This is a genomic window from Roseateles sp. (assembly GCF_039929605.1).
Lineage (GTDB): Bacteria > Pseudomonadota > Gammaproteobacteria > Burkholderiales > Burkholderiaceae_C > Pelomonas.
Window position 1 is genome coordinate 20786 of record NZ_JBDSQX010000113.1, and the last position, 12078, is coordinate 32863.

Here is a 12078-nt window from a genome sequence, read left to right on the forward strand (position 1 = left end):
CTGACTTAGAGCCGGCCCGGATAATCGGGCCATGATTGGAAGACTCAGCGGCGTCATCGCCGAAAAATCGCCCCCGCAAATCGTCATCGACGTGGCGGGCGTGGGCTACGAAGTCGACGTGCCGATGAGCACCTTCTTCAACCTCGGCAGCCTGGGCGAGCGGGCCGTGCTGCTGACCCACCTCACCGTCCGCGAAGACGCGCACCAGCTCTTCGGCTTCCTCACGCACGAGGAGCGCGCCACCTTCCGCATGCTCATCAAGATCAGCGGCGTCGGCCCGAAGATGGCTCTGGGCCTGCTGTCCGGCCTGTCGGTGCCCGAACTCGCGCAAGCCGTGTCCCGCCAGGAGACCGGCCGCCTGACGAAGGTGCCGGGCATCGGCAAGAAGACTGCCGAGCGGCTGCTGCTGGAACTCAAGGGCAAGCTCGGCGCCGACCTCGCGCTGCCGGCTACCGTGGCCAACGACGCCCAGGCCGACATCCTGCAAGCCCTGGTGGCGCTGGGCTACAGCGAGAAGGATGCCGCCGCCGCGCTGAAGGCCTTGCCGCCAGACGTCGGCGTTAGCGATGGCATCAAGCTGGCGCTGAAGAAGCTGTCATGAGCATTCAGACCGACGACTTCGCGCCTGCGCCCCGCATCGTCAGCGCCGCGCCCGAGTCCGCCCGCGAGGAGGCGATGGAGCGCGCGCTGCGACCCAAGCACCTCGACGACTACGTCGGCCAGGTCAAGGCCCGCGAGCAACTGGAAATCTTCATTGGCGCCGCCAGCAAGCGCCGCGAGGCACTGGACCACGTACTGCTGTTCGGCCCACCGGGCCTGGGCAAGACGACGCTGTCCCACATCATCGCGGCCGAGCTGGGCGTGAACCTGCGCCAGACCTCCGGGCCCGTGCTGGAAAAGCCCAAGGACCTTGCGGCCATCCTGACCAATCTCGAAAAGAACGACGTTCTTTTCATCGACGAGATCCACCGCCTCAGCCCCGTCGTCGAAGAAATCCTCTACCCGGCGCTGGAGGACTACCAGATCGACATCATGATCGGCGAGGGCCCCGCCGCCCGGTCGATCAAACTGGATCTGCAGCCCTTCACGCTGGTGGGCGCCACGACGCGCGCCGGCATGCTGACCAACCCGCTGCGCGACCGCTTCGGCATCGTCTTGCGGCTTGAGTTCTACACAGCTGCGGAGTTGCAGCGCATCGTGACGCGCTCGGCTGGCCTGCTGAACGCCCCCATCGACGCCGACGGCGCGCTGGAGATCGCCCGCCGCTCACGCGGCACACCACGCATCGCCAACCGCCTGCTGCGCCGCGTGCGTGACTATGCCGAGGTGAAGGCCGACGGTCGCATCGTCGCCGGCATCGCCGACAAGGCGCTGGTGATGCTGGATGTCGATTCGCAAGGCTTCGACCTGATGGACCGCAAGCTGCTGGAAGCGGTCGTGCACCGCTTCGACGGCGGCCCGGTCGGCCTGGAGAACGTCGCCGCCGCCATCGGCGAAGAGGCCGGCACCATCGAGGACGTCATCGAGCCCTATCTGATCCAGCAGGGCTTCCTGCAGCGCACGCCGCGGGGCCGCATTGCGACGGCCGCCGCCTATCGCCACCTGGGTCTGACGCCGCCTGGCCATAAGGGCGTGCCCGATCTGTTCGGGGAGTAAAACCGCCGCACGGCATGCTTCAGCAAAACGGCGCCCTCAGGCGCCGTTCAATAGAAAAAGCGCCTCGAAAGGCGCTTTCTTGTTTCTGGTCCGGAAGGATCAGAAGTTGTGGCGGATGCCCACAGCCAGCGAGTCGAAGTCGCCGGCCTTGTTGCTCAGCTTCTGGTCGATGCTGGTGTAGAAGCCGTAGAGCTTGGTGCGCTTGCTCAGGTTGTAGTTGTAGCCCAGCGTCCACTGCGAAGCGCCAGCGTTCCTGAACGTGCCGTCGCCACCCGACTTGGTGCCGCCCACGTTGACGTGGAATTCGGAAGCACCCACCGTGTACATGGCCGACACGCGGCCGATGTCGCGCGAGCGGAAGCCGTTGACTTCTTCGCGCTGGTAGTAACCGGCAACCAGGAACGGGCCAAAGCCGTAGTCGGCTTCGACGGTGTAGTTCTTGCGCTTGGCAGCCGTGTCGGCCTGAGCGTAGGTTGCGCCGATGTGCAGGCCGGCCACTTCGTAGTTGCCCGACAGGTCGAACGCACGTGCGTCGCCAGGCGTGCCTTCACCAGCGTGAGCGCTGGCGATGAAGCTGAAGCCGCCCATCGTCGGCGAGAAATAGCCGACCTTGTTGGTGCGGAAACCGAACGCGAAGGACGAGAACAGTGCGTCCGACGAGGTGCCGGTGTCGTGGTTGTGGTTGCTGACGCGATCGATGGTCGAGAAGTAAGAATCCGGGAACCAGCTACCCAGACGAACCGCGCCGAAGGAGCCGATCAGTTCGACGTTGGCCTGGCGGCTCCAGAACTGCGTGCCGCCGGATGCCGCGCCGGTGTCCGAATTCAGGCCGTGCTCCAGATTGAAACCAGCCTTCAGGCCACCGCCCAGATCTTCGACGCCGCGCACGCCAAGACGGGAGCTGTTGTTCTCCATCACGGCCTTGCGGTCCTGGTTGCCAGTCTTCTGGCTTTCAACCGTAGTGTTCAGGCGGCCCCACAGGGTGACCGAGCTTTGGGCGAAAGCGGGAGCGACCGAAATAGCGGCGAGCGCGGCAACGAGTGCAATTTTCTTCATCGTGGGCCTTTGAAATGGGGGTTGCGGCGGGTTGACAGCCCAGCCGGGGAGAACAAGTAGAAACGAGTATAGGAGGGACCTCTGTCACAACCGACAGGACCGACGCGTCAATGCAACAGTCGGCTTAGGGATCGCTCAGGCGCTGACGTCGTCAGCGCTAAGGCCGGCGAGATGGCGGTCGTCGTTCCAGCCGACCAGCGTGAAGCCTTCGCAGGTGGCGAGCAGGCGGTTGATCGTTGCGTTGCCGAGTTGCCAACTACGCGGCGCGTCGAGTGCGGTTCGCGTCGCGGCGCGGTACAGGCAGTCCAGCACGCCGCCATGCGCGACCAGGGCGATGTTCTCGCCGGGGTGGGCGGCCACGATGCGGCGCGCGGCGGCCAGGCAACGGGCGCTGAAGGTGTTGAGGCTTTCGCCGTCGCCGACGTCGAAGTCCGGCTCGCGCTTGCGCCAGCGGACGGCGTCTTCGGGGTGCTGCTGAGCAATCTCATCCCAGCTCATGCCCTCGAAACGGCCAAAGGCGCGCTCGCGCAGGCCGGCATCGACTTGCACGGCAAGCCCGTGGGCAGAGGCCACAGCCTCGGCGGTCTGGCGGGCGCGGCTGAGGTCGCTGCTGTAGATGGCTGCGAGCGGCTCGTCAGCCAGGGCTTCGGCGAGTCGCTCGGCTTGGGCCAAGCCCAGCGGGCTGAGCGGGATGTCGGTATGCCCCTGGATGCGCGTCGCGCGGTTCCAGGCAGTCTCGCCGTGACGGATGACGATGAATCGGGTCGCCTGCTCCAGCACTAGACGCCCCAGACGACGTCGGCGCCCTCGCGTTGGCTGCGCGCCATCAGCTCGTGCAGCGGCCAGGCGCGTTGGCGCAGGGACACGCCCTGGCGGCGCGGTGCGGCTTCGCCGGCGGCCTTGGCGGCATCGACGCCTTGCTGGAACTGCGCGTCATCGGCGGCAACGCCTGCTTCCAGCGACTGGAGCAGCCCGGGCAGGGCCGCAGCTTCGAGGATGCCTTGGGTAGCGGGCTCGCGGCCCATCAGGCGCAGCACGGCATCACCGGACTCGGCCAGCATGACGACGTCGGCACCGGCCTTGGATTTGAAGCGGTAGAGCATGGGCGCATTGTGGGCCTGCCCTGCGTTGAGCGCTCAGCCGGTGCTGGCAAGGCCGAGCCAGCCGGACACTGCGGCGTCGACCACATGGCGGCGCGGGCGCACGCGCTGCTCGAATTCCTCTGGTCGCAGCGCGGGCGCGAAGAGATAGCCCTGGAATTCATGGCAGCCGGCCTGGGCAAGAAAATCGCGTTGCGCCTCGGTCTCGACGCCCTCGGCGATGACCTGCAGGCCGAGCGCCCGGCCCATCTGCACGATGGCGTTGGCGATGCCGACGTCGCTCGGGTCGCCCGGCAGGCCCTGCACGAAGCTGCGGTCGATCTTGAGGCGCTGGATGGGGAAGCGCTTGAGATAGCCCAGCGACGAATAGCCGGTGCCGAAGTCGTCGATGGACAGGGTGACGCCGAGGGCCGCCAGCGCCTGCATGCGTTTGAGGTTTTCGTCGGCGTCGCCGAGCAGCACGCCTTCGGTCAGCTCCAGCTCCAGCATGCTGGCCGGCAGGGCGGCGTCGCGCAGCGCGGCGGCGACGCTGTCGACGAAGTGGGCCTGCTGGAATTGCAGCGCCGACACGTTGACGGCCACCGGCATGCGCAGGCCGCGGCTCAGCCAGTGGGCGGCCTGCTCGACGGCCTCGCGCAGCACCCACTCACCGATGGCGATGACGAAGCCGCTCTCTTCGGCCAGCGGGATGAATTCAGCCGGCGAGATGTCGCCGCGCTGCGGGTCGCGCCAGCGGATCAGGGCCTCGGCGCCGATGACGCGGTCACTGCCCAGTTCGACCTGCGGCTGATAGTGCAGGCGGAAGCGCCCTTCCGCGAGGGCCTGGCGCATGTCGTGGTCCAGGCGCATGCGCGAGAGCAGGTCGACTTCCTTGCGTGGCACATGGAAGCGGAAGCCCGCGCGGCCGCTTTCCTTGACCCAGTGCATGGCGCGCTCGGCGCAGGCCAGCAGTTCATCCGGCGTGCTGCCGTCGCTGGGGTACAGGGCGATCCCGCAGCTGCCGGTGACCGTGAAGCTGAGCGTGTCGAAGCTGAACGGCTGGGCCAGCACCTGCTGCACACGGCGCGCGGCAGCCTCGGCCTCGAACATCTGCGCGCCGTCGACCAGCAGGGCGAATTCGTCGCCGCCCAGGCGGGCCAGCGTGTCGTTGGCACCCACCGCGCCACGCAGCCGCTCGACAACCTCTCGCAGCACGCGGTCGCCGTAGCTGTGGCCGAGGGTGTCGTTGATCTGTTTGAAGCGGTCCAGGTCGAGGTGCAGCAGCGCGAAGGCGGGCGACGGCTCGCCGGCGGGCGCGGCAGCCATCTGCTGCACGATGCGGTCGGACAGCGCGCGGCGGTTGGGCGCGCCGGTCAGCGCGTCGGAGCGGCCGAGCTCCTCGATGCGCTGGTGGGCGGCGAGCTTCTCGCTGAGGTCGCGGAAGGAGAAAACCCGCCCAATGGGCTCGCCACGGCTCATCTGCGGCAGCGAGACCTGCTCGAGCACGCGGCCGTCGGCTAGGCGCAGCACGTCGCTGGAGCGCATCAGCGGCGCGTCCAGCAGGGACTCGATGCGCAGCCGGTACTGCTCGCCGTCGCGCATGACGCGCTGCAGGCTCAGCCACAGGCCGGCGTCGCCGGGCTCGTGCAGCAGGCCGCCGGGCAGGCCCCAGAGCTTGGCGAAGCGGCGGTTGAAGCTGCGCACGCGGCCGGAGAGGTCGACGACGAGGATGCCGTCGGCGGTGGATTCGAGTGTGGCGCGCAACTCGGCCAGCAGCGTCTCGCGCTCGGCTTCGGCGCGGCGACGACGCGTCTGGTCGTGCAGCAGCACCAGCCAGTAGCGCTCGCCCTCGGGCGTATGGATGGGGCTGATGGAGCGGCTGACCCAGCGCGGCTGGCCGTCGCTGTGGGTCAGCACGGTGTCGGAGCGGATGCGGGCGAAGGGGTCGCGCGCGGCGCCCTGCCAGAAGGCTTCGTCCTCCAGCGAGCCGCACAGCGCCGCTGGCTGCTGGCCGAGTGCACGCTCGGGCTTGAGGCCGAGCAGGCGCAGCGCGGCGCGGTTGACGACGCTGACGGTGAGGCTCTCGCCGTCGACGAGCCAGGCGGGTTCGGGGAGACCTTCGAGCAGCGCGCTGATCACGGACGGCACCTCGAAGACGCGAGGCAGAGCCGAGTTCGCCTCGCCGCTGCCATTCACGCGGCTAGCTCCCCTGGCCCTGTGCTGACGGCGTCGAAGAAGTAGGCGATGCGCGCCCGCGGGCTGAGGTAGTCCAGCGACGCACGCGGCAGGAACTGGGGCTTGAGGCTACGGCGGATGCCGAGGTCGGGCATCTCTTCGAGGTTGAGGATGAGCGCCTCTTCCTTGACGATCTTGATGTCGTGGACCATGACGCGGGGCTTGAGTGGCCGCGCCGAATTGACCGACACGACAAGGGCGTAGCGGTCATCGGTCAGCTGCACGGTGGAGCCCGGCGGGTAGACGCCCATCATGCGGATGAAGGCGTTCAGCATCGTTGCGTCGAAACGGTTGCGGCCCTGCGCAAACATCAGCGACAGCGCCTCGTGCGGTGTCATGGCCTTGGACGTGATGAGTGGGTTGCACAGGCCATCGAAGCGGTTGACCAGCGCGACGATGCGCGCGCCGGTGCTCATGCGGTCCATGTTGATGCGCTGCGGGAAGCCGCTGCCGTCGGCATGCTCGTGGTGCTGGGCAATGATGAGCAGCGGCGCGGGCGACAGGCCCATGGTCTGCGCGATGGCCACGCCTTTGGCGACGTGCTGCTGGTAGGCCTGGGTCTCGGCCGCAGTGAAGCTCTCGTCGCGGTGGCGCAGGCGGGCGGCAACCTCGAGCTTGCCGACGTCGTGCAGCAGCGAGCCCACACCGAGGTCCATCATCTCGTCGCGGCCCAGGCCGAAGGCGCGGCCGAGCAGCAGGGCAATGATGCAGACGTTGAGCGCGTGCGCGGTGCTGCGGTCGCCGGCGGCCTCGTTCAGGAGGCGCATATTGAGATCGCCCTCGACCAGCATCTTGTCGAGCAGGGCGGCGGTGAGGCTCTCGGCCTCGGCCCGTGCCTGGTGCGGGTCGGTCTGCACGATCTCCATGACGCTGCGGAAACCATCGGCGGCTTCGCCGTACTGGGCCTCGCACAGGCGCAGGGCTTCGCGCTGGGCAGCGAGCGCACGGCGATGGGCTTCGCGAGCCAGGTCTTCCGGACTGGGTTCGTTGGCCGGGGCCTGCGCCGCCGCCGTTTCCTCGCCGGCGGCCACAGCGGCGTCGGGCGTGGGCGGCAAGGACAGGTCGCTCTTGGCGGGGCTCCAGCGCACCTGCGTCAGGCCGAGCCGGCGCAGGATCACCAGTTGATCGCTGGAAGCGATCTTGAAGCTCGACAGCGGAAACGGATGCGACATCCAGCCCAGGTCCAGGTGGATGAACATTCCTACGGTCAATTGGCTGACGTCGATCAGCGGATCGTTTGATCTATCCTGCATTCACTCAACCCGCGCCCGGGCGCCCCTCGACATGACTCAGATTTCGGCACCGCTGCCGAGGAACCTGAGCCAGCCTCCTGCTATACGTCAAATCGTTTGATTTGCGCCCCATCCGTACTGGGAAAATTTCCCGGGAGCGGCACATGGCGGAGCTTAGCGCCTGATCGTGACCGAATTCCCGTGGCTTTGTCGGTGCAAACGCGAAGGAATGCATGACCTGGCGCCCGGGCGGTGCGCAAGAGTCGCTCCCGGGTTGGCGTTCCGGCAGGTCGGGCGGGCGGTCAGCGCCGCGCGTGGTGCTGCGCGATCAACTCGCGATACCAGTGGGCGCTGTCCTTGGGCAAGCGCGCGAGCGTTTCGTAGTCGACATGGATGAGGCCGAAGCGCTTGTCGTAGCCGGAGTTCCACTCGAAGTTGTCGAGCAGGCTCCAGTAGAAATAGCCACGCACATCGGCACCCAGGCTCATGGCCACGGACAGTGCCTGCAGATGGGCCGAGAAGTAGGCGATGCGCTCCTTGTCGGGCACACGGCCGTCGACAACGCGGTCGGCGTTGGCCATGCCGTTCTCGGTGATGAGCATCGGCGGCGGGTTGTACTCGCGGGCCAAGCGCACCAGGTGCTGGGCGAAGACCTCGGGCACGATCTCCCAGCCCATGTCGGTGAAGCCGAGCTTGCCCGGGCCCGTGACGGTCTTGCCATCGGCGCCGAACAGGCCGCGCGTGTAGAAGTTGATGCCGAGGAAGTCCAGCGGCTGGCGAATGCGCTCCAGGTCGCCGGCTTCGACCTTGGGCGCGTCGGCGCCGACATGGTCGATCGCGTCCTGCGGGTAGGCACCGCGGAAGATCGGGTCCATGTACCAGCGCACGTTCAGGCCGTCATCGATGCGGGCGGCGCGGCGGTCGGCTTCGCAGGGCGTGGCCGGGAAGGACGGCGTGTGGTTGAGGACGATGCCGAGCTGGGTCTTGGTCTCGGCACGCATCGCCGTGACCGCGTCGCCGTGCGACAGCATCAGGTGGTGGGCCACCTGCAGGCTCTCGGCGCGGCTCTTGTGGCCGGGCGCGAACTGGGCGGTCTCATAGCCCAGCGTGGCCGTGCACCAGGGTTCGTTGTGCGTGGCGATGCTGGCCAGGCGGTCACCGAAGCGGCGGGCGGTCTCGGCAGCGTAGTCGGCAAAGCGGGCGACGACGTCGCGCGACAGCCAGCCGCCAAAGGCCTCGTCCAGCGCCTGGGGCAGGTCCCAGTGGTAGAGCGTGGCGTGGGGCTGCAGGCCGGCCTGCAGCAGTTCGTCGATGAGGCGGTCGTAGAAGTCAAAGCCGGCTTCGTTCCAGGCGCCCTGGCCCAGCGGCTGCACGCGCGGCCACGACAGGCTGAAGCGGTAGCAGTCCAGGCCCAGGCTCTTCATCAGCGCCACATCTTCGCGGTAGCGGTGGTAGTGGTCGCAGGCGACGTCGATGTTGGAGGCGTCGTTGATGCGGCCCGGCTGGCGGCAGAAATGGTCCCAGATGGACGGGCCCTTGCCGTCTTCGGCGCCGGCGCCCTCGATCTGCGCGGCGCTGGTGGCCACACCCCAGAGGAAATCGGGCGGGAAGGATTGGGCGAGCGCGGTGGGGTCGAGGCGAGCGGGATCAAAAAGAGTCATGGTGCGGAAGGGCCAGGGGCTGCCGGGGCCGGAACGGATGGAGGTGACGTGAATCGGCGCAGGCTCAGCGCACCCCGGTCAAACATCTGCAAAGCCGGCACCACGACGGCGCCATGCGCTGGATCCGAGAACCAGCAAAAAAGATCATCCCCGATGGTTGACAACGCTGTCAATACGAAATGACAGCGGTGTCTTTCGAGGAATGAACAATTTCTCGACTCGGAGGCCAGCGGCGGTGCCGCTACCCTCGGCGCGCAAGTGCGCGGGAGGTCAGCGGGCTCGGGTGGAGTCGCGCACGACGAGTTCGTGTGCCAGCACCATGTGCCGATCACGCTCGTCCACGGGCGCCGACTGGTCGGCCCGGTTGCCGATGACGAGCATCTCCACCGCCGCGCGCGCCATCTCGGCGACCGGCTGGCGCACGGTCGTCAGCGGCGGCCACACGAGGGCTGCGGCGGCCGAGTCATCGAAGCCCACCACCGACAGATCGTTGGGCACGTTCAGGCCCAATCGATGCGCGGCGGCGAGCACGCCCAGGGCCATGTCGTCATTGCTGGCAAACACGGCGGTCGGGCGCTGGCGGCCGCTCAGCAGCTTGTGGGCGGCGTCGCGACCGCTGGCAAACGTGAAGCTGCCGGGCTGGATCAGCTCCGGGTCGGGCTCCAGGTCATGCGCACGCAGCGCAGTCGCAAAACCTTCGTAGCGCGCCGCGCTGGCCGATTGGTCGGACGGTCCCTTGATGAAGGCAATGCGCCGGTGGCCGAGGCTGAGTAGCAGGTTCGTGATCTCCTCGGCCGCGTGCACATCGTCGATGCGCACCGACGGCACGCCGTGGATGTCGCGCTCCGGGGACATCAGCACGCAGGGCGTGCCGCTCTCGCGCAGCGCGGCGAGCACCTCGGGGTTGTCGCACAGCGGCGGCGTCAGGATCATGCCGTCGGGCCGCAGCGCCATGACCATGCGGTCGATCTGCTGGCGCAGGTCGGGCGCATCGTTATGAAGTGACTCGACCACCAGGTGATAGCCGAGCTCGCGGCAGCGCACCGTGGCGCCCTGCTGCACGCTGCCCACGAAGGCGGCGCTGGGGTCGTAATAGAGCAGGCCGATCAGGAAGGACCGGCCGCCTGCGAGGCTGCGAGCCGACTGCTTGGGCCGGTAGCGCAGCGCCTCCACCACCTTGAGCACCGCGTCCCGGGTGCTCTCATGCACACCGGGCTCGTGGTTGAGCACGCGCGACACGGTCTTGATCGAGACGCCCGCCTCGCGAGCAACATCGACGATGGTGGGATTCGAACCGCGCGCACTCACAGCAGCGGTCTTACTTCTTCTTGGCCTTGGCAGCCGGCTTGGCAGCGGTCTTGGCGGCGGGCTTTGCAGCGGCCTTCTTTGCAGCAGCCTTGGGATCGACAGCAGCCTTGAAGCCAGCGCCAGCGGTGAACTTGGGCAGCTTGGCGGCAGCGATCTTGATCTTGGCGCCGGTGCTGGGGTTCACGCCGTTGCGGGCGGCACGGGCGTGCTGCTTGAAGGAACCGAAGCCCGGGATCGACACGGCGCCACCCTTTTTGACGGTGGTGACGACGGCGTCCAGCAGGGTTTCGAGGATGCGACCGGCTTCGGCCTTGCTCAGTTCGTGCTTGGCGGCCAGGTGTTCGATCAGATCGGTCTTGTTCATGCGGGGGTCTCGTTCAAAACGCGCCCGAACGGCTCGGGCGGGCGGGATTGTGGCGCATACAGTCGAGGCAGATCCCAGTGTTCATCGCCAATGCCGCCGCCCGTGCACTTTGCCTCGCTCCTGGATGCCCTGCCGCAACAAGTCTGGAAGGCTGACGCGCAGGGTCGTCTGCTGTGGATGAACGCGCGCCTGGCCGAGGCTTTGAACCGCCCCGCGCTGCCCACGCCGCTGGCCAACTTCCTGCACGACGACGACCGCGCCGCCTTCTCCACAGCCTGGACTGCGGCCCAGGCCACGGGCCGCTTCGAGATGGAGTACCGCCTGGGCCACGCCTGGGTGCTGGCCCAGGCCCAGCGCATGCCGGATTCGCCGCTGTGGCTGGGCACGCACACCGACATCGCGGCGCGGCGCGCGGCCGAGAACCGGCTGAACGAGGCCGATGCCATCTGGAAGCTGGCGCTGGAGTCCAGCGGCGACGGCGTCTGGGACTGGCATGTGCAGCAAGGCACGGAGTACTTCTCTGACCGCTATTTGCGCCTCTACGGCTTCGAGCCCGGCGACGTGGAAGCAACGCCCGCAGCCTTCGATGCGCGCACGCATCCGGACGACCTGGCGCAAATGGCCCGGGATCGCGAGGACCACTTCGCCGGCCGCACGGCGGTCTATCGCAATGAGCACCGCGTGCTGGCCAAGGACGGCACCTGGAAGTGGGTGCTGAGCCGCGGCATGGTGATTGCACGGGACGCTGCGGCCAAGCCACTGCGCATGGTGGGCACGCACACGGACATCACCGACCGCAAGCGCCAGGAGGCGCTGGTGTGGCAGCAGGCTCGCATCGACACGCTGACCGGGCTGCCCAACCGCCGCTCCCTGCGCGAGCGCATCGAGCGCGCATTGGCCCAACGCGCCGTGCGCGGCGAAGAGCTGGCGGTGATGTTCGTCGACCTGGATCATTTCAAGGAGGTCAACGACTCGCTGGGCCACGACGTGGGCGACGAGCTGCTGGTGCAGGTGGCGGCGCGGCTGCAGGGCTGCATGCCGGCAGGCAGCGCGAACTCTGGCGTCGTGGCGCGTATGGGCGGGGATGAGTTCACCGTGTTGCTCGCCTCGGCCCAGGCGGCGCCGGAGGCCGAGCGCGTAGGCCACGCGCTGCTGGAGGCGCTGTCCGACGCTTTCGACGTGGCGGGTGAGCGGGTCTATGTGTCGGCCAGCATCGGCGTGAGCCTGGCGCCGCGCGACGGGCTGGAGATCGAATCGCTGTTCAAGCACGCCGACCTGGCGCTGTACGAAGCCAAGGGCGCCGGGCGCAACCGCATGGCCATGTTCACGCCGGCACTGCACGACGCCGCGCAGCGCCGCACGCGGCTGGCCACCGAGCTGCGCGAGGCGCTGCGGCTGAACCAGTTCAGCCTGGTCTATCAACCCATCCTGGCGCTGCACGGCCTGGACGCCGAGCCGCGCAAGGCTGAGGCGCTGCTGCGCTGGAA

11 protein-coding genes are annotated in these 12078 nt (G+C 68.0%); 3 read left to right on the forward strand and 8 right to left on the reverse strand.

Annotated elements, in window-relative coordinates:
- Window positions 1-31: 31 nt before the first annotated feature.
- Window positions 32-601, forward strand: coding sequence for a Holliday junction branch migration protein RuvA (ruvA, locus tag ABIS05_RS15620; RefSeq protein ID WP_348012319.1), 570 nt, complete (start codon window positions 32-34; stop codon window positions 599-601).
- Window positions 598-1656 (forward strand): Holliday junction branch migration DNA helicase RuvB, encoded by a 1059-nt coding sequence (gene ruvB, locus ABIS05_RS15625; protein WP_348012320.1) that lies wholly within the window; start codon window positions 598-600, stop codon window positions 1654-1656. The genes ruvA and ruvB overlap by 4 nt, the downstream gene beginning before the upstream one ends.
- A 99-nt stretch (window positions 1657-1755) precedes the next feature.
- Here ruvB and ABIS05_RS15630 read toward each other — a convergent pair whose 3' ends face one another.
- From ABIS05_RS15630 to ABIS05_RS15665, 8 genes are all read right to left on the reverse strand, one after another.
- Window positions 1756-2712, reverse strand: a complete 957-nt coding sequence (locus ABIS05_RS15630; protein ID WP_348012321.1) for a porin — start codon at window positions 2710-2712, stop codon at window positions 1756-1758.
- Window positions 2713-2847: 135 nt separating this feature from the next.
- Entirely contained in the window at window positions 2848-3489 is a 642-nt protein-coding gene (locus tag ABIS05_RS15635; RefSeq protein WP_348012331.1) for a histidine phosphatase family protein, read from the reverse strand.
- A gap of 2 nt (window positions 3490-3491) precedes the next feature.
- Entirely contained in the window at window positions 3492-3815 is a 324-nt protein-coding gene (locus ABIS05_RS15640; protein WP_348012322.1) for a DUF1840 domain-containing protein, read from the reverse strand.
- A 33-nt stretch (window positions 3816-3848) separates the two neighbouring features.
- A complete protein-coding gene (locus ABIS05_RS15645; RefSeq protein ID WP_348012323.1) occupies window positions 3849-5930 on the reverse strand; it encodes an EAL domain-containing protein in 2082 nt (693 codons plus the stop codon).
- Between the two features lie 53 nt (window positions 5931-5983).
- Complete coding sequence (locus ABIS05_RS15650) at window positions 5984-7279, reverse strand: DUF3391 domain-containing protein (RefSeq protein ID WP_348012324.1); 1296 nt, start codon at window positions 7277-7279, stop codon at window positions 5984-5986.
- 281 nt (window positions 7280-7560) lie between these two features.
- Window positions 7561-8919: a GH1 family beta-glucosidase gene (locus ABIS05_RS15655; protein ID WP_348012325.1), complete on the reverse strand. Its 1359-nt coding sequence runs from the start codon at window positions 8917-8919 to the stop codon at window positions 7561-7563.
- A 270-nt stretch (window positions 8920-9189) separates the two neighbouring features.
- The gene (locus ABIS05_RS15660; RefSeq protein WP_348012326.1) at window positions 9190-10227 is read right to left on the reverse strand and encodes a LacI family DNA-binding transcriptional regulator; all 1038 of its coding nucleotides are present in this window, start codon (window positions 10225-10227) and stop codon (window positions 9190-9192) included.
- A gap of 10 nt (window positions 10228-10237) precedes the next feature.
- On the reverse strand, window positions 10238-10591 hold the full coding sequence (locus ABIS05_RS15665; RefSeq protein WP_348012327.1) for an HU family DNA-binding protein: 354 nt from the start codon (window positions 10589-10591) through the stop codon (window positions 10238-10240).
- Window positions 10592-10693: 102 nt separating this feature from the next.
- Here ABIS05_RS15665 and ABIS05_RS15670 point away from each other — a divergent pair.
- On the forward strand, window positions 10694-12078 hold a 1385-nt coding region (locus tag ABIS05_RS15670; RefSeq protein WP_348012328.1), incomplete at its 3' end, for a diguanylate cyclase domain-containing protein.

What these genes read in the sequence shown, in the direction of transcription:
- ruvA (WP_348012319.1), top strand. Translation starts at nt 32, where the DNA reads ATGATTGGAAGACTCAGCGGCGTCATCGCCGAAAAATCGCCCCCGCAA.
- ruvB (WP_348012320.1), top strand. Translation starts at nt 598, where the DNA reads ATGAGCATTCAGACCGACGACTTCGCGCCTGCGCCCCGCATCGTCAGC.
- ABIS05_RS15630 (WP_348012321.1), bottom strand. Translation starts at nt 2,712, where the DNA reads ATGAAGAAAATTGCACTCGTTGCCGCGCTCGCCGCTATTTCGGTCGCT.
- ABIS05_RS15640 (WP_348012322.1), bottom strand. Translation starts at nt 3,815, where the DNA reads ATGCTCTACCGCTTCAAATCCAAGGCCGGTGCCGACGTCGTCATGCTG.
- ABIS05_RS15650 (WP_348012324.1), bottom strand. Translation starts at nt 7,279, where the DNA reads ATGCAGGATAGATCAAACGATCCGCTGATCGACGTCAGCCAATTGACC.
- ABIS05_RS15655 (WP_348012325.1), bottom strand. Translation starts at nt 8,919, where the DNA reads ATGACTCTTTTTGATCCCGCTCGCCTCGACCCCACCGCGCTCGCCCAA.
- ABIS05_RS15665 (WP_348012327.1), bottom strand. Translation starts at nt 10,591, where the DNA reads ATGAACAAGACCGATCTGATCGAACACCTGGCCGCCAAGCACGAACTG.